Here is an 18,727-nt window from a genome sequence, read left to right as displayed (position 1 = left end):
TTAAATCTTAAACTGTTGAACATGGGAAGTAAGAGTGTCAGATGTGTTTGCAAGCTCGTGGGAGTTGTTAGCAACATCTTCACTGTTCCTGGAAATGTTCTTTGCCTGTTCAACCATATTCTGTGAGGTTGCCAGTATCTCATCAGCACTTGCTGCCTGCTCTTCGGAAATGGCAGCTACATTGGTTGCTACATCATCTACTTTTTGTACATCTCTGATCATTTCCTCTATGCAGGCGTTGGATGCCTGAATATTGGTATAAATCTGATCAAAAGTTTCAACAGCAACACCTATAAGCTCGCTGTTTTTCTCTATGCTTTCAGCACTTGCATTTGCCTGTCCGACAGCTTCATCGATCAGTCTGTGTACATCAGCGATGAGGTTGGAAATGTTTGTTGCACTCTCGGAACTTGTCTGAGCAAGCTTACCGATCTGAGTTGCAACAACTGCAAATCCTTTACCTGCTTCACCGGCACGGGCAGCTTCGATGGAGGCATTGAGGGACAGGAGATTGGTCTCTTCGGCAATCTCAGCAATCATGCTTACAATATTGGTGATTTCTTCAGATGCTTTTCCAACTTCGTTAATGGCATCAACAAGGTTGTTGTTAGCTGTCTGGATGCCTTCCATAGCGTGTGAAAGCTTCTCCATATCATCACGACCCTTGAGGGAAACCTTAACTGTTTCCTTCATGGCTTCGTCTGCTTTTCCGGAATTGTCTCTTGTATCTGCAACTACAGTAGCTAGAGTGGTCGCATGCTCTGCAATATCACCTACGGCGATAGCCAGCTGGTCAACGGTTTCATTCAGCTGCTGCATGGCCTCAGCCTGGGACTGAGATGCACTGAACATATCCTTTGATACGGAATCAGAAGTCTCGGATTCCTGTTTCAACTTCTCGGATTCTGCACTGATACTGGAAAGCATATGCCTCATGCTATCTACGAACTCAGCAATCTTTCCGCTCATAACACCGATTTCATCATCGCTTTCCTGCTTGACTTCAATAGTGAAGTCACCTTCGCTCATTGCATGTATGCTCTTGGTGATGCCTGCAAGAGGAGCAATTACCTTGTTGACTACGAACAGGATTAGAACAATGATAAGGATGACTGCTACAACACCTGTGATTATCAGGTAATTACCAAGTTCCTGTACGCTTGCCAGAATTACATCCTGTGCAATGTATGAAACGAGAACCCAGTCAGTTCCTTTGATTTCCTTGAAGGCTACATAATATGTGTCGATTTTTCTTGTAGCATAATTCTGATTATTTATGGCTTCAGCAACACCGCTCATAAGCTTGTTGCTGCTGTCTGATCCAAGGGTTGTGGACACAAGAGAAGTATCTCTGTGAGCGAGAATTGTGTTGTCGTTAGTATCTACGAGGAAAGAACTGGCCTTGTCCATCTTTACACCGGAGTTAACGATGATGCTTATTTTCTCAAGTGTAACGTCGGCTGAAATGACCTTTATGGAGTCATCGCCATAAGTAATGATGGCAGCAGCGCTGACAACGTTCTGACCTTCGGCATTCTTATAAGCAGTTCCGTACTGCATGTTTGCACGGGTTAGTCCCTGCTTATACCAGGTAGAAGATGTGGGATCGTTTTCTTCAAGCGCAGACTCAGTGGGCTTGATGAATTTGCCGTCAGCTGTAGCGATATGAAGACCTTCCGGAGAATTACTGTTGTAATCATAGTAGGAGTCAAGAAGTTTCTGAAGCTCTTCATCATTGGGATTTAGACCTTCAATGCCCTGCTTGGCAGTTTTGAAGAATTCAAGATTTTCATTCAGCCATGACTCAATGTTATTGGCCTGGTTGGAAATTGATGAATTAAGGTTAGACGTTGCAAGCTCTGTCATACGCTTTTCAGACATAGTTGTAGCGATGACTACAAGAGTCACAATCGTGATAACTACGATAGGAACAATGTAGATTAGCAGTTTGTTCCTGATTTTTCCGCTTCTGCGGATTTTTACAGGCTTTTCGCTCATAATGCCCTCCTCATAAGCAAAGGAAAATAATTAATATTGCTCTGTTCTACTACAATGACGAATGCGGGAAAATAGAGCTATTATGCAAAAAGAGCAATATACTATATGTTACCTTTAAAGTTAGCACAAACCCCTATAAAAATCTGTATAGATATCCTTAAATTTGCATAAAAAATTACGAAAAAATGTATCAAGTAGGCAACGAACTTAATTGCAAGTTGCCGGTTATAAGGCTATACTTAATATATCTGCATCAGCCTGGGCAAAGTGTTGTTACAAGGTTTGTAAAAGGGGGATTACTATGGAAAATGAAGAACTGTTAAAAAAAATAGCGTTAAACTCCGAAAAGAGCTATAAGCTGCAAAGAATCAGGACCTTACTGGTGGTTGTGATCGCGGCAGTTGTCGTATTTGCTATATTTATGGTAGTTCCCAAGGTTATAAGTACACTTGATAAGGTTGAACAGGCAGCAGTTGCTGCGGATGAGACGCTTGGCAAGGCAGAGGCTACGATAGAAAATATAGATAAAATGGCAGAGGCACTTAAATCCAGCGGCGACAACATCAATGCCATGCTCAATGAAAACGGCAAGACTCTCACCGATTCTCTTGAAAAAATGTCCCAGATTGATTTCGATGGATTAAATCAGGGCATTAAGGATCTCCAGGATGCGGTTGGACCACTTGCAAAATTTATGAACACATTCAGATAATATAAAAACTAACACTACCGGCTATAATGGCAGGAGTGAATTATGGGAGGGTATGAAAAATGGCTAAAAAGACAACTACAGACAAAATCATGGACATCGCCAAAAATGTAACGGAAGCTGCAAAGCCTTATGTTGAAAAGGCAGAGCCTTACTTAGAGAAGGCTAAGGAAAAGGCAGAGCCCGTTATTGATGAAGTTGTTGAAAAAAGCGGTCCTGTTTTGAAGGATGTGATGGAGAAGGCAGAGCCTGTAATAAATGAGGTGAAAAAGAGAACTGCTCCTGCAACCAAGGTTATAAAGGAACAAAGCGAGAAAGCTGCGGAAGCTGTTAAGGCAGCAACCAAGGATATTGCAGAAAATAACGCGAAGAAGGCTTCGAAGACAGAATTTTTCATACAGTACAAGGACTATGAGGTAAGGACTGAGGATATTGCCGAGCTCATACGCGAGCAGTATGTTGCAGCGGGCCACAAGCTTACTGATATCAGAGAGCTTCAGATTTACTTAAAGCCCGAGGAAAACACCGCCTACTATGTGGTAAACCACAAGGAAACCGGGAAGTACACTTTCTAAAAAACAACATTATTTAATTACGAGGATTTTATGGCAATAGAGAAACAGACCTTCTTCAATCTAAGACATTATGAATATGGCGAGGCTTTTTTTGGGAGCTACAAGGGCATGCGCTACCGCCTTGCGAGAGAACCGCTTGAAAACGTGTTCTTTACGCCTGTGGATCAGAGAGATCCTGAGGCGAGGCTTATGGCGACGGTCTGGCCTGAGCCCTACAGCTGCTTTGACACAGAGGATGAGAAGAAGATATCGGAGAAATTTGAGATTACAGAAGAGGGCTTCGAAGAGGCCATCGCTTGGATTAATGCGCAATTTGAATCGGGAAACTGGGAATGATCATGATCGGCTGTTGCTTTTTTTGGCGGCAGCCGATTTTTTTCTAAGATGGCAGCAAACACATGGTGCATATTACTTTTTAAGGCATAGCCATTTTTATTATTGTTTTTTGAAAAATAAAAAAAGGAAATGTCAAAATACCGCAGAATATAGATAAAGTGAGGAGTTTTTAGTATGAAAATACGGGAAAGCTTAGAAAACAGAGAAAGGCTTAACCTAAGTCCATATGCAACACTCAGCATGAATTCCAGAGGAAGGGAAAATGACGAGGAACCTTGTGATATCCGCCCCTGTTTCCAGAGGGACAGAGACAGGATTCTCTACTCCAAGTCTTTTAGAAGACTTAAGGATAAGACGCAGGTTTTTCTAACCCCTGATGGAGATCATTACAGAACGCGAATGACGCACACCCTTGAGGTTGCTCAGAACGCCAGGACCATTGCCAGAGCGCTTAAGCTCAACGAGGATCTTGCAGAGGCCATAGCTTTTGGACATGACCTGGGACATACACCCTTTGGGCATGCGGGGGAGAGAGCCCTTAATGAAGTCTGCCCTTACGGTTTCAGGCATAATGAACAGAGTCTCAGAACAGTTGAGATTCTTGAGAAGGATGGCCAGGGACTGAACCTTACATTTGAGGTTAAGGACGGAATCATTAATCATGAAATGGATCTTACGCCCATGACCCTTGAGGGGAGAGTGGTAAGACTATCTGATAAGATTGCATACATTCATCATGATATGGATGATGCTATTCGCGGTGGTATTCTTAAGGAATCTGATGTCCCCGAGAGCATTCGTAAAGTTATTGGACAATCGAACGGCAAGTGGCTCGATACTTTTATCCATGATATTGTCGAGACCAGTTCCGGAAGGAATGATATTGTCATGTCCGAAGAGGTCTGGGATGCACTTATGGCGCTTAGGAATTTTATGTTTGAAAGCGTCTACACCAATCCTGTTGCCAAGGGCCAGGAGGGGAAGGCAGAGAACTTAATTAAAATACTGTATCAGTATTACATGGATCACGAGGAGCTTTTGCCCGAATATCTTAAAAGGATGAGGGATTCACAGCCCAAGGAAAAACTGGTATGTGATTTTATCAGCTCCATGACAGACCGCTTTGCGATAGCAAGATTCCACGAGTACTTCGTGCCCAAGAGCTGGGAAGTACTGTGACAGAGAGCTACGCATATAGCCGGAACAACTAATATACGAAAAATGTACTATATAAACAGGTAAGCAAGATGAGATACTCAGACGAGATCATCGAAGAGGTCAGATCCCGAAGCGACATCGTTGACATAATCGGCCAGTACGTGAGTCTGAAGCGTACCGGTGCCAATTATGTGGGACTTTGCCCTTTTCATAATGAAAAGTCGCCATCCTTTAGTGTCTCGCCGTCTAAGCAGATGTTTTACTGCTTTGGATGCAGAGTAGGTGGCAACGTTTTTTCCTTTTTGATGAAATATGACAACTTAACATTTGGAGAAGCGATGAAGGCCCTGGCTGACAGGGCAGGAGTGAAACTCCCCGAGGAGGATGAATCACCGCAGGCCCGTATGATGCGCGATAAGCGCCAGACAATGCTTGAGATCAACAAAGAGGCTGCAAAGTATTATGTCTATCAGTTAAAGACACCGGCAGGTGAAAAAGGCCTCAGGTACTTTAAAGACAGAGCTTTATCTGATGAGACCATAAGGAAATTCGGACTTGGATATTCAAATGTCACAAGCGATGACCTTGTAAAATACCTTCGGAGCAAGGGCTACAATGACGCTGCTATCATAGAGGCGGGACTTGCCTCTCACGATGAAAAATACGGAACCCATGATAAATTTTGGAACAGAGTCATGTTTCCGATTTTGGATGCGAATTCCAAGGTCATAGGCTTTGGTGGCAGAGTCATGGGAGATGGCAAGCCAAAGTATTTAAATTCTCCTGAGACCATGGTATTTGACAAGAGCAGGAATCTGTTCGGACTTAATTATGCCAAGAACGCCAGAGCAGGCTACATCATAATCTGCGAGGGATACATGGATGTAATCGCCATGCATCAGGCAGGCTTTAACATGGCTGTGGCTTCTCTTGGTACCGCATTTACTCCGCAGCAAGCGAACCTCCTTAAGAGATACACGGATCTGGTAATCCTGTCCTACGATAGTGACGGTGCGGGAACAAGTGCAGCACTTAGGGGAATTGAGATACTTAAAGGCGCAGGACTTAAGGGCAAGGTTTTGAATCTAAAACCCTACAAGGACCCTGATGAATTTATCAAAAATGAGGGGCGGGAAGCCTTTGAGGAGAGAATAAAAAAAGCAGAGAATCCATTTTTCTTTGAGATAGCAGTTAAGGAAAAGGAATTCGACATGAGCGATCCCGCGGAGAAAACCGAGTTTCACAGGTTTATAGGAAAAAAACTCTGTGAATTTACGGAAGCTGTGGAGAGAGAGAATTACCTCGAGGCTGTCGCTCAGAGATATATGATAAGTGCAGATGACCTTCATAAACTTGTGGCAGGACTTGCGGCAGAGGGTGGTATTGTAAAAACCAAGAGCACACCAAAGCCAATGAAGGCTGCAAATATGATCAAGGAAAATCCTTCAAGGAAACCGCAGAGATTGTTGATAACGTGGCTGGCTGATGAACCTGGAGTTTTTAGTTCCGTGAAAAAATGGATACAGCCGGGTGACTTTGCAGATGACCTGTATAGAAGCATCGCTGATGAGATGTGGAAGGGACTTGATGATGGCAGCTTTGACCCTGCGAAGGTCATGAACCATTTTACAGATGAAGAACAACAAAGAGAAGTAGCAGAGCTTTTCAATACTAACCTTGTTAAGGTGGAAACTAAAGATGAGCGGGAAAAAGCGATGCGGGATATTCTCTATGACATAAAAAAATCTGGTTTTGAAAAGGTTCTGTCAGATATGGCAAGCGATGCACCTGAGAGGTGGAATGTCACTCTTGAAGGAAAGAGAACCTTGGAAGAGCTCTCTAGAGCTAAGATAATTCTGGACGCGTAAGTTATATGAAAGGAAGGAAATAAAGTGGCAGAGAAGAAGACAAGTAAGGCAGCAGAGAAGGACACGGCAAAGGACACAGTAAAAAAGACAGCGGCAAAGGCAGCTGAGAAGAAGACAACTACAAAAAAGAAAATTGTTATTAAGACAGCTGACGATGAGGCCAAGACAGTAACAAAGAAGGTTGCAGGAAAGACAGCTGAAAAGAAGACCGCAGCTAAGAAAGCTACTGAGGAGCAGGCAGCAGAGAAGAATACAGCTGAGAAAAAGACAACCGCAAAGAAGTCTGCTGAGAAGGCGGCAGAGAAGAAAGTCGCTGAAAAGACAATAGATAAGGCAGAGAAAAAGGAAACAAAAGCTGCCAAGACAGTTGAGAAGAAGGAAACTAAGGCAGCCAAGAGCGCAGCTAAAAAGGCTGAGAACGAGCCCAAGGCTCCTACATCTTCATCTGAGCTTGATGAGGAGACCAAAGAGAGATTCCTTCAGAAAATCAGAGAGCTTCTGGCACTTGGTAAGAAAAAGCAGAACACACTTGACTATAATGAGATAAGTGATTTCTTAAAAGACCTCAACCTTGATGAGGACAACCTGGATAAGGTTCTTGAACAGCTTGAGAGCGCAGGAATCGATATCATCAGAATGGAAGATGATGTGGACGTTGATATCCCGGATGATGACGGTGTTGTACTGGGAGATGAGGACGAGGTTGATATGGAGAATATCGATCTGTCCGTGCCTGATGGTATAAGCATCGAGGATCCGGTTCGTATGTACCTTAAGGAAATCGGTAAGGTGCCGCTTCTTACAGCAGATCAGGAAATTGACCTTGCACAGCAGATGGAAGATGGTATGATGGCTGAGCGCATCCTTGCAAATGGCGGTATTGAAGGCCTTGATGTCAAGGAGGAGGAAGCAGAAGCCTACGAGAGAGTTAAGGATTATGATGAGAAGCAGCTTCACAGCGTTTCCTATATGGGAAATGAGGCTAAAAAACGCCTTGCTGAGGCTAACCTTCGTCTTGTTGTAAGTATTGCCAAGAGATATGTTGGTAGAGGAATGCTTTTCCTTGACCTTATTCAGGAGGGTAACCTCGGTCTTATAAAAGCTGTTGAGAAGTTCGATTTCCGTAAGGGATTCAAGTTCTCAACCTATGCTACATGGTGGATCAGACAGGCCATCACCCGTGCCATAGCCGATCAGGCCAGAACAATTCGTATCCCTGTGCATATGGTTGAGACCATCAACAAGCTCATCCGTATCAGCAGACAGTTACTGCAGGAGCTGGGGCGCGAACCCACACCTGAAGAGATTGCAAAGGAAATGGGTATACCTGTAGAGAGAGTACGCGAGATTCTGAAGATTTCACAGGAGCCGGTATCACTTGAGACGCCTATCGGTGAAGAGGAAGATTCACATCTTGGTGATTTCATTCAGGACGATAACGTGCCTGTACCTGCAGATGCTGCAGCATTTACACTTCTTAAGGAGCAGCTCGTTGAGGTTCTCGGAACTCTGACAGAGCGTGAGCAGAAGGTTCTTCGTCTGAGATTTGGTCTTGATGACGGAAGAGCAAGAACACTTGAAGAGGTTGGTAAGGAGTTCAACGTAACACGTGAGCGTATCAGACAGATTGAGGCTAAGGCGCTCCGTAAGCTTCGTCATCCCAGCCGCAGCAGAAAGCTTAAGGATTATCTGGATTGAAAGGCTTGAATAATGAGTAGTAACGCAAAAAATATTTTGCTTTCGAAAAGGTTAGGCGCAGTTGCAGGGCTCGTAAAGAGTTCTGCATGCGTCTGTGATATCGGGACGGATCATGGATTCGTTCCGATTTATCTTATTAATTCAAATGTATGTGAACATGCAATTGCAATGGACATAAACAAGGGACCCCTTGAGAGAGCAGAGGAGCACATAAGAGAATACGGTCTTGAGGGCAGGATAGAAACCAGGCTCTCAAATGGCATGGAGAAGCTTGAGAAGGGAGATGCCACGACCATAATCTGCGCCGGTATGGGAGGACTCCTTATGAAGAGAATCCTTGAGGATGGCTGTCCCCGTGAAAAAGGCGTGGAGAGAATGATCCTGCAGCCTCAGTCGGATCTTAGGCTTTTTAGGGAATATCTCAGAATTCAGCGATTTTTCATAGAGGATGAGGCTGAGATATTTGAAGATGGAAAGTATTATGTGGCTATGAGCGTCAGAGTCAGCGAGGATGATTCCAATTCATTGTACGAAAAAGCGGTGACAAAAATATGCGAATCTTCAGGAGTTGTATCAGAAGCTCACAATTTGGAAAAATCCCACAAATCAGCAGGCGCAGATAAGGCAGCAGGTACACTCATTACACGGGATCAGGCTATGAGAATCTGCGACAGATTTGGGCCTTCACTTATCTTAAAAAGAGATGAGACCCTGCGCAGATACCTTGAGCATGAGCAGGAGATTTTACGCGGAATTTTATTAAAACTTTCTGAAAATGAGCATACCGGAAGAATAAATGATATTATGGATAAAATAAACGATATTACAATAGTGCTGAATATGTATGACTGAGTTTTTATCACTGATCTAATATATTCGAACATGAGACAAAGTCTGATTGTAATATTAATCTTTATCTTATGGAGGTCATGACATGCCTAAGCTTTTGATAGAAGGAAAAGAAAAAGAATACGAAAAGGGTACGACCTTTGAGACCATAGCGAAGGATTATCAGAGTGAATATGATAATCAGATTGTTGCTGTAGTTTATGGCAGCAGAATTCGTGAACTTATGAAAAAAGTTGACAGAGATGAAAAGCTTTCTTTTATAACAACAGCTGACGAGATAGGCAGTAATACCTATACCAGGACGGCTATTATGATGCTCATAAAGGCGGTGCGTGATGTTATCAAAAAGCAGACTGTCAGAACCAAGGTTGAGTACAAAATCGGCAATGCGATTTTCTGCAGAATAAGAGGTGACTATGAGGTTACGGAGGAATTTGCATCCAAGGTGCAAAGCCGCATGCAGGAGATGGTGGATGCTGCTCTTCCTATTACCAAGAAGGGATACCCTCTTACTGACGCAGTTGAGATTTTCAGACAGGAAGGTCTTGATGATAAGGTAAGACTTTTCAGATACAGAAGAAGCTCTGAGGTCAACGTCTATAAGCTGGAGGATTTTGGAGACTATTTCTATGGATACATGCTTCCCAACACCTCATATGTAAAGTGGTTCAGAGTGGAAAAATATCATGACGGACTGCTGCTTCACCTTCCTTCAAGAAGGAGCCCTGACAAGCTCACTGACAGCGAACCGAGAGAGAAGCTTTTCCGTGAGATGGACCGTTCCACAAAGTGGGGCGAGATGATGGGAATTGACACGGTTGGTGATCTTAATGATGCAATCTGCCGCGGTGAATTTAATGATATTATGCTGGTTCAGGAGGCTCTGCAGGAGAGACGTATAGGCGAGATTGCGCAGAAAATCTATGAGCGCAAGGGCGTAAAATTTGTTATGATCGCAGGACCAAGCTCCTCGGGTAAGACATCCTTTGCCAACAGACTATCAATTCAGATGAAGACCTATGGCCTTAATCCTCATCCCATAAGCCTTGATAATTACTTTGTAAACAGGGTTGACACACCTCTTAATGAGGATGGAAGCTACAACTTTGAATGCCTGGAGGCTCTTGATGTAGAGCGCTTTAATAAGGATATGGTAGATCTCTTAAATGGCAAGAGAGTTGAGATGCCTGAGTTTAACTTTGTATCGGGAAAACGTGAAATGAACGGAGATTTCCTGCAGCTAAAGGATGGCGATGTCCTTGTTATCGAGGGTATTCACGGCCTTAATGAAAAGATGAGCTATGCTCTTCCTGCTGAGTCAAAGTTCAAGATTTATATAAGTGCGCTTACAACTCTGAGCGTTGATGCACACAACAGAATTCCCACAACAGACGGACGTCTCATAAGACGAATAGTAAGAGATGCCAGAACACGCGGAGCATCTGCTAAGCACACCATCGCCATGTGGGATTCCGTAAGAAGAGGAGAACACCTCAACATCTTCCCCTTCCAGGAAGGTGCGGATGAGATGTTCAATTCCGCTCAGATTTACGAGCTTGCAGTATTAAAACAGTATGCAGAGCCTTTGCTTTTTGCCATAAGGCCTGACGAACCGGAATATTTCGAGGCAAAGCGTCTTCTTAAGTTCCTTGATTACTTCGTGGCTGTGGATTCACAGACACTTCCCAAGAATTCTCTGACCAGAGAGTTTGTGGGCGGAAGCTGCTTCAAGGTTTAAAAATATTACGCCCGGCTCTGGGATGTCCATTTACAAATGCTTGTTTTCGTCTGTGGTGTGATTTTCTAAGACTCATAAATGAAGAGAGCTCTCCTCTTGAAAATCATCATCCTCCTCCGAGAACAGCACATTTCTAAATGGACACCTCGGAGCTTTTTACTCCAGAGACGAGAGTAGTTTCTCGATATCGGAAAGTCTGACTGCGACCATCTCTTTTTTCTCGGAGCCGCCCACAAGCATTCCTACGTAATTGCCGTCTATGTCAAATACACCGCCGCCTGACATACCGCCAAAGGCTTCGCATTTGACATAGATCATGTTATAGCCGTAATCATTTACCATGATGTTCGGATTTATAACAGGGCCATAGATATATTTGCTGCCTATGCCGGTATTTTTTCCATAGTAATCATAGGTCTGGACTTCCCTGGCGTTAACGACATGCTCTGAATTAAGGGAAAAGACCACTTCATTTTTTATACTGTCATAATATTCCATGACCGCTTGATCGAGGGCCACACTTTTTAGTCTTATCAGATTGTGTACTTCCACATCGGCGGTCTTTACTGTTATTACAGCTACGTCGTAGTAGTCATCTGTGGCTATGAGGTCTGTTTCGGCTACATCACCATTATAAAAAATCACATATTTGTCTTTGGCGTTGTCCCAGGTTTTAACTACATGTTTAGCGGTTATGATCGTAATATTGTCGCTATCAATAGAAATGATGTTGCCTGTTCCGTATTCGGAACCGACCTGAATCTGTACCGTGGACGGACGAACGCGAAGAGCAGTTTTTATAAGGCTATCTTCAGTCTGCGGGGAATTCTCTGATATTGGAACGGTAAAAGCATTGCAGTCGATCATGTCCCTTGCAAGTTCATCCGGCATGGGACCCTGAGCATATGCTTCTAATGGAAAAACATTAAGAATAATAATTATGATGAAAAATAATACGGGTATTTTATGGAAACGCATGATGAATTTGTTTATCCTTCCTGAAAAATAATGAGATTCTAAACACCTTTATCAGGAATAAACACTGCTTTTTATTTTTTTTATATGAGCAGGCCTGTAAGCCGGGTTATGTCGAGAATGATCATCTATCTAGGACTGCCGTTGCCGACAGCCTCAAGCGACCTACCTGAAAACGGACCGGGCCGGCCCATGGTTTTCTTTTTGGTCTTGCTTCGGATAGGGTTTACATGGCTACAGATGTTACCATCTGCACGGTGGTCTCTTACACCGCCTTTTCACCCTTACTCATAAAGAGCGGTTGTTTTCTGTTGCACTTTCCCGGGAGTCACCTCCGCCGGACGTTATCCGGTATCCTGCCCTACGAAGCCCGGACTTTCCTCACCCGCGCCCTTTCGGGACTTGCGGCCGCGATCATTTGTCCTGCTCATACATATGCATTTTATCAGTGAAAAAAATTATGTCAAGCAAATTTTTCCCGTAAATACTTTATATCAAAGTATTGTTCGGAGAACCGTAAATTATTATAATTTAAAAATAGGGAACATTCGTGAACTGCTGATAAACTCATGTACTGTACGTGGTTTTATATACGAAATAATAAAAACCACTTCGCCTTATCAGAAGGTTCGCGAGATCAATTTGGAAGAGGAAATCGATATGAGAGAAAAGTTTGGGAATTCTAAATTCGCAGCTATATTGCTGCTGTGTCTTTTGAGTATTGTGCCTGTTTGCGCGGGTACAGTTATTTTCTTTAGTACTCACCGGGAATTAGCGTATAAATATAAGAGTTATCACACCGCAAAAATCAAATACCTGCAGGGGGATTACAGAAAAGCAGCGGCTATTTTGAAACGATGTGGGGATTTCAGGGATGCTGAACATCTAAGGGAGAAGTATTCCTATAAAGTGGGAGAGGAGTGCTTTGCAGAAGAGGAATACTCTGATGCTGTAGAGTTTTTCCTTGCTGCCTATAATTATAAGGACGCTCCGGAAATGATAAATGAGTGCAATTATCGCCTGGCATGTAAAGAGTTTGAACAAAAGCACTACTACAGGGCGCAGCTGTTTTTCGAAAAATTGGGAGACTATAAAGATTCAGCCAGGATGAATCTTGAATCACAGTATCAGTATGTCCTTGCTAATCCTGAGATCACCTATTCGGATACCCAGACGTATATCTCTAATCTGATGGCGGCGGATTACAAGGATTCCAGGGAATTATTTGAGAAGCTTCAAGAGCTTGCAGTAGAGATATTGGTGATAAGCAATAAGGAAAAAATATCTATTTTCGACTATGGCGTTAATCCGATTAAGAATAATAAGATGCTTTATGTCCATTTTCATATCACCAATGCAGAGCCTGATAAAGAGTACAAATTAAAGGTTATAGCGAAATTCCCCGGCGGAGATATCTATGAGGATGATGTGGTCGTTTCCCTGGATCAATACTGGTTCTGTTTTTACGAGCCCTGGCAGATGAGGTCGGCTGAGGGCAAAGTGGAATTCACTATTCTGGATGAAAATGGTAAAGTTCTTGCCGAAAAATCGAGGAGGCTTGAGAAAGATCATCGTTGAATTATTTTTAATTATTTTTTTGTCATAAATTTTTATTCCGTCCAGTCATAATGAGGATACATGAGATGTTTGGATGTGGCAGGTTCTTGAAAAAATAAAAAAAGTACTTGCCATAAAAAACATGTCATGATATATTACCTTCTTGTCGGCGTTCTGCCGATCATTAGTCCGGAGTTTTTCCGAGACGATTTTCCATTTTTTTAAAAGTTTTATGAAAGGCGGTTTTTAGATTTTTATGAGACCAATTAAACAGAGTAACTCGATGAAAGAGCTTTTGAAAAAGCTTAAGAGACATGACACACTTGTGCTTGCGGCAGGGGTGGTAGCAGCGACGATTTTTTGTGGAACATTCGTCTACGTGACTACACCGGCTATCAGTGCAGACGCTGCGCAGCAGGAGGTTCGTAAGGACTCCCTGGGTGTCCAGAAAAAAGCAAGCAATCAGCTTAATGAAATACAGCAGTACCTTGAAAAGCTGGATAAAGTAGTGACAGACAGCCAGGAAATTGTTAAAGATATTCAGACAATACAGAATGAGCAGAAGGAACTCACTGAAAAGACTCTTTCCGAGAAAGAAACTTTATCTAAGGAAAAGAATAACAACACGGTAAATAATAATAGCAAGGTTGTAGAGAAAATCGGCGGCCTTGATAAGGAACTTGCTTCCATTCACTCAGAGATTGCAGCCACAAATGAGCAGGTAAAAAAACTTGGCGAAAATATGAAAAACGGTGGCGGCAACAATTCTGACAAGGATAAGGAGAGTTTCGCACAGATCACAAATTCTCTTTCTGATATTAAAAAGACATGTGACAAATCAGGAACTGACATATCAGGAATCATTGAGCAGCTTAAAAATCAGAAGAGCGAGAAATCTGAGTCCCAAAAAGAGGTCATCAATAACCTTGAGACAATTGTTAAGTCCCTTGAGAAGGTTGATACCAAGGAGACTTTAACAAAGTTTGAATCTGAGCTTAAATCAACACAGGAAAAGTATGTAAACATGCTGGGCGAAGTCGAGAAAAATATCGGCAAGACTTCAGAGAGTGTTAAAAAGGTGAAGGACAGCGTTGGCAAGGTCGAAGAAAATGTAAAGAATGTAAATGAAAATGTCAGCAAGGCCGGCGAGAACATTAAGAATGTTGAAAACGGCGTAAATAAGGTAAGTGAGAATGTCAGCAAGGCCGGCGAGAACATTAAGAATGTTGAAAACGGCGTAAATAAGGTAAGTGAAAATGTCAGCAAGGCCGGCGAGAACATTAAGAATGTTGAAAACGGCGTAAATAAGGTAAGTGAAAATGTCAGCAAGGCCGGCGAGAATATTAAGAACGTTGAGAGCGGTGTTAATAAGGTAAATGAAGCCGTTAAGGATACTCAGACTGGTATAACCACAGTTGACGCCAATGTGAAGAACGCCATTGAGGGTGTAAATGAGGTCAGAAAAGCTCAGGAAAGCTCTGATAACAGACTGACGGGGATAAATGACAACATCACTTCGATGAGCACAAATGTTGGCGGATTAAAGGACAGTATCATATCGCTTGACGGTAAACTTGATGCAAACAGCCAGCAGATCAGTCAGCTGGCAGATCAGGTAAATGCGGTTTTTCAATGTTCGGACAGTAATCGTAAGAAGCTTGCATCCATACTGTCCGAGTTATGTGGCTATAAAGCTGCAGAGGATGCTACATTTGCAGAACTGATAGAGGCTGTAAAGCTGATTCCTGCGCATGTAATTAATTCCAAGAAGGTAACTTATCAGTACCATAAGCATACAGACGGCAAAACTGTCATAGGAGCTGAGACGTGCAACCACAGCGGCGGTTGCTTTACACAAGCAGTAAAACATGTTCACACACAAAGCTGCTATAAAAATGAGATTAGTTACGAGTATTTGCCACAGCTTATGAACTATACTTCTTCAGGCACCAAAGAGCATGGGATACGTTGTACAGTTTGCGGTAAAAACCTTGCGGAAAGTGAAAAAAATTCCCACACTCACAGAACCACATTACTTGATAAAGCTAAGCAAGGTAGGAGCTATAAAGTTGAGAAAACATATCAGGTGCTTGCATGTACCAAAAATGCTAATACAATAGACTATTATGCACCCGGCTGCGGCTACAAAAACGGCTCAATGGAAACAGCAGTGATAGAGTTTCCCAAGCACTTCACAAATCCTAATCTGCTTTTGGAATCCAAGGCGGTTACCTTCAAAGGGCTGGGTATCAGCGAAGAAATACTTGGATTTGACGAAGGATTAGAATTTACTTTTTCAGAAGAAACGGATGAGGAGTGTGCAGAAAACAGCGAAGATATAGCAGATGATAATTCATCATCCGAGGATTCTGCTGCGGATAACGTGCCATCCGAAGATGTATCTCCTGATAATCCTACAGATGATAATTCATCCTACGAAAATATACCGGTTGATAACGTTTCATCTGATAATCCATCCTCAGGAAATACTACAGACAATAACGCATCGCCTGATAATCCATCCTCAGGAAATACTACAGACAATAACGCATCATCTGAGATATCATCCGTGAACTTGCCGGATGAAAATGCAGAGCAGCCAAATGAAGAGACTGAGAAATCCATGGATGATGCTGATCGGAACATGGATGTTCTAAATGAAGGTATTCTAAACGAAGGTGCTCAGATTGAAGGTGACTGAAACGAAGGCAGTCAAAGAGAAAGTTCTCAAAATGGAAATGAGCCTCGTTAAAAGCGCGAGATATGTGAATACGCTTGATCTTAACAATCTGTTTCTTGTCATATAAGTTGACTATAATAATCACTGGCGATAAAATATGCGATGAATAACTTCTATATGAAATATGAAAAATGAAGGGATTTTTATATCCCGTTTTTCACAAATTATAAAGAAACGGAGAGTGATAGAAATGACAAAGATAGATATTATATCAGGCTTTCTTGGAGCAGGAAAAACAACACTTATCAAAAAGCTTTTAAAGGAAGCTCTTGCAGGTACCAAAACTGTACTTATAGAGAATGAGTTTGGTGAGATTGGCATTGACGGCGGATTCCTTAAGGAGTCCGGAATTGATATCAGAGAGATGAATTCCGGATGTATCTGCTGCTCATTGGTTGGAGATTTTGGTACTTCACTTAAGGAAGTAATGGAAACCTATGCACCTGAGAGAATTTTGATCGAGCCCTCAGGCGTTGGTAAGCTTTCAGATGTTATGAGAGCTATCCAGAATGTGGCTGACGAGAGCGAGAACCTTACCATGAACAGCGCAGTTACAGTTGTTGACGTAAGTAAGGCCAAGATATATATAAAGAATTTCGGTGAGTTTTTTACAAATCAGATTGAAAACGCAGGCACAATTCTTCTGACCAGAACTGACAAGGCAGATGCTGCCAAGATAGAGAAGGCAGTAGAGCTTATAAGAGAGCACAACCCCAAGGCTACTATTATTACAACACCTCTTGCTGAGCTTACAGGAAAAGAGATTCTTGATACCTTTGAAGGAAACCATGATCTTGAGGCAGAGCTTCTCAAGGAAGTTCTTGCACAGAAAGCTGACGAGCATCATCATCACCATGACCATGGCTCTGAGAAATTTACAGATGAAGAGGGCGTAACTGTATACAGAGCACATAAGCATGACCACGATGAGGATGAGCACGAACATGAACATCATCACGATCATGACGAGCACGAGCATGAACACCATCACGATCATGACGAGCACGAGCACGAACACCATCACGATCATGATGAACACGAGCATGAACACCATCACGATCATGACGAGCATGAGCATCATCACGACCATGATGAGCACGAACATGAACATCATCACGATCATGACGAGCATGAGCACCATCACGACCATGACCACGATCATCACCATCATCATGATGCTGACGATATTTTCACAAGCTGGGGTATGGAAACACCTTCTAAGTACAATAAGGCAGAAATCGAGGCTATGCTCGGAAGACTTGAGGAGGAGGACAACTTCGGCATAGTTCTCAGAGCAAAGGGAATGGTTCCTGATGAAAACGGCGGCTGGATTGAATTCGATTACGTTCCCGGCGAGCCTGTAGTCAGAGACGGTGCAGCAGATGTAACAGGTAAATTCTGCGTAATCGGAGCTGAACTTAATCAGGATAACCTTGAAAAATTGTTCCGTAGAAAGCTTTGATAACACTATAGACTTATGAACGCATTTTCAAAAAAGGAGATTGCTGGTTTATAAATGTTTGGAAGGAAAAGAGAAAAGAAAATGAAACCGGTTTATGTAATAAATGGATTCCTTGATAGCGGAAAGACTGATTTTTTCAGGTATACTCTTGCTCAGCCTTACTTCAAGACAAAGGGACAGACACTTCTTATAGTCTGTGAAGAAGGTGAGAATGAGTATGAGGAGAAGCTTCTGGCTTCAACCAACACAATTCTTGAGACTATAGAGGATGAAGAGGACTTTACTCCTGCAACACTTATGGCTCTTGAGGCAAAGTATGATCCTGAGAGAATTTTGATAGAATTTAACGGGATGTGGAATTTTAAGAATTTCCGCCTCCCCAAAGCATGGAGACTTGAACAGCAGATTACTGTTATTGATGCATCAAGCTTCGAACTCTACTTTACAAATATGAAGTCACTTCTTTCTGAGCAGATCAGAAATTCAGAACTTATTTTATTTAACAGATGTGATGGAATAGAGGATCTGGCTACATTTAAGAGAAATGTTAAGGCAATCAATCAGAAGGCAGACATTATCTTTGAGGATATGAACGGAGAGGTTGATGTCACACTTGATGAGGATCTTCCTTTTGACCTTAATCAGGATCCTATAGAACTTAACAACTTTGGTTATGGCATGTTTTACCTTGATGCACTTGAGCATGTTGATCGCTATGATGGCAAAAAAGTGAGCTTTACTGCCATGGTTGCAAAGCCCTTTGATATGGCTGACAATGCCTTTGTTCCCGGCAGAATGGCTATGACCTGCTGTGCAGAGGATATGCAGTTCCTTGGCTTTAAGTGCGAGTATGATAAGGCTCCTGAACTTAAGGAGAAGGAATGGATCAAGGTGACCTGTGAGGTAAGAAAAGCTCTTGTTCCTGAGTACCAGGGTGTTGGACCTCTTCTCAACGTGATAGAACTTGAACACGTCAGTGAGCCTAAAAATCCCGTTATAGATTTCTCCAACCCGGAGGTCTGAACAGTTTCGAGAACGATGTGATTTAGTTGGTAATTTCTAAA

Annotated in this window: 14 protein-coding genes and 1 other RNA gene; 12 read left to right on the top strand and 3 right to left on the bottom strand. The window is 42.6% G+C overall.

All coding sequences use genetic code 11. The features are described from left to right. A complete protein-coding gene (locus tag ACHCNF_RS05515) occupies positions 1-1,998 on the bottom strand; it encodes a methyl-accepting chemotaxis protein (RefSeq protein WP_408071786.1) in 1,998 nt (665 codons plus the stop codon). 301 nt (positions 1,999-2,299) lie between these two features. Here ACHCNF_RS05515 and ACHCNF_RS05510 point away from each other — a divergent pair, with 301 nt between their 5' ends. From ACHCNF_RS05510 to ACHCNF_RS05475, 8 genes are all read left to right on the top strand, one after another. Then, the gene (locus ACHCNF_RS05510) at positions 2,300-2,710 is read left to right on the top strand and encodes a hypothetical protein (protein ID WP_408071785.1); all 411 of its coding nucleotides are present in this window, start codon (positions 2,300-2,302) and stop codon (positions 2,708-2,710) included. 59 nt (positions 2,711-2,769) lie between these two features. Then, a complete protein-coding gene (locus tag ACHCNF_RS05505; RefSeq protein ID WP_408071784.1) occupies positions 2,770-3,282 on the top strand; it encodes a DUF6465 family protein in 513 nt (170 codons plus the stop codon). 30 nt (positions 3,283-3,312) lie between these two features. Continuing rightward, positions 3,313-3,618, top strand: a complete 306-nt coding sequence (locus ACHCNF_RS05500; protein WP_408071783.1) for a hypothetical protein — start codon at positions 3,313-3,315, stop codon at positions 3,616-3,618. Positions 3,619-3,792: 174 nt separating this feature from the next. Beyond that, complete coding sequence (locus ACHCNF_RS05495; RefSeq protein WP_408071782.1) at positions 3,793-4,797, top strand: deoxyguanosinetriphosphate triphosphohydrolase; 1,005 nt, start codon at positions 3,793-3,795, stop codon at positions 4,795-4,797. Between the two features lie 68 nt (positions 4,798-4,865). Further along, a complete protein-coding gene (gene dnaG, locus ACHCNF_RS05490; protein WP_408071781.1) occupies positions 4,866-6,644 on the top strand; it encodes a DNA primase in 1,779 nt (592 codons plus the stop codon). A gap of 486 nt (positions 6,645-7,130) precedes the next feature. Then, positions 7,131-8,342 carry an RNA polymerase sigma factor RpoD gene (rpoD, locus tag ACHCNF_RS05485; RefSeq protein ID WP_408072198.1) on the top strand — a complete coding sequence of 404 codons (1,212 nt, stop codon included), beginning with the start codon at positions 7,131-7,133 and terminating at the stop codon, positions 8,340-8,342. A gap of 12 nt (positions 8,343-8,354) precedes the next feature. Beyond that, complete coding sequence (locus ACHCNF_RS05480; RefSeq protein WP_408071780.1) at positions 8,355-9,194, top strand: class I SAM-dependent methyltransferase; 840 nt, start codon at positions 8,355-8,357, stop codon at positions 9,192-9,194. A gap of 82 nt (positions 9,195-9,276) precedes the next feature. Next, positions 9,277-10,929, top strand: coding sequence for a nucleoside kinase (locus ACHCNF_RS05475; RefSeq protein WP_408071779.1), 1,653 nt, complete (start codon positions 9,277-9,279; stop codon positions 10,927-10,929). Between the two features lie 156 nt (positions 10,930-11,085). Here the strand turns inward: ACHCNF_RS05475 and ACHCNF_RS05470 are convergent, their stop codons facing one another. Beyond that, entirely contained in the window at positions 11,086-11,820 is a 735-nt protein-coding gene (locus ACHCNF_RS05470; protein ID WP_408071778.1) for a S1 family peptidase, read from the bottom strand. Between the two features lie 168 nt (positions 11,821-11,988). Further along, positions 11,989-12,334: RNase P RNA component class A (rnpB, locus tag ACHCNF_RS05465), an RNA gene on the bottom strand. 230 nt (positions 12,335-12,564) lie between these two features. Here rnpB and ACHCNF_RS05460 point away from each other — a divergent pair. From ACHCNF_RS05460 to ACHCNF_RS05445, 4 genes are all read left to right on the top strand, one after another. Further along, positions 12,565-13,482: a hypothetical protein gene (locus ACHCNF_RS05460; RefSeq protein ID WP_408071777.1), complete on the top strand. Its 918-nt coding sequence runs from the start codon at positions 12,565-12,567 to the stop codon at positions 13,480-13,482. Between the two features lie 235 nt (positions 13,483-13,717). After that, positions 13,718-16,162, top strand: coding sequence for a ring-infected erythrocyte surface antigen domain-containing protein (locus ACHCNF_RS05455; protein ID WP_408071776.1), 2,445 nt, complete (start codon positions 13,718-13,720; stop codon positions 16,160-16,162). A 229-nt stretch (positions 16,163-16,391) separates the two neighbouring features. After that, positions 16,392-17,663, top strand: coding sequence for a CobW family GTP-binding protein (locus ACHCNF_RS05450; RefSeq protein WP_408071775.1), 1,272 nt, complete (start codon positions 16,392-16,394; stop codon positions 17,661-17,663). 54 nt (positions 17,664-17,717) lie between these two features. Next, a complete protein-coding gene (locus ACHCNF_RS05445; RefSeq protein WP_408071774.1) occupies positions 17,718-18,686 on the top strand; it encodes a TIGR03943 family putative permease subunit in 969 nt (322 codons plus the stop codon). The last annotated feature ends 41 nt before the right edge of the window (positions 18,687-18,727 follow it).

This window comes from Butyrivibrio sp. NATIVEDY162, assembly GCF_045999815.1.
Classification (GTDB): domain Bacteria; phylum Bacillota; class Clostridia; order Lachnospirales; family Lachnospiraceae; genus Butyrivibrio.
This window is presented reverse-complemented; position numbering and strand designations above follow the sequence as displayed.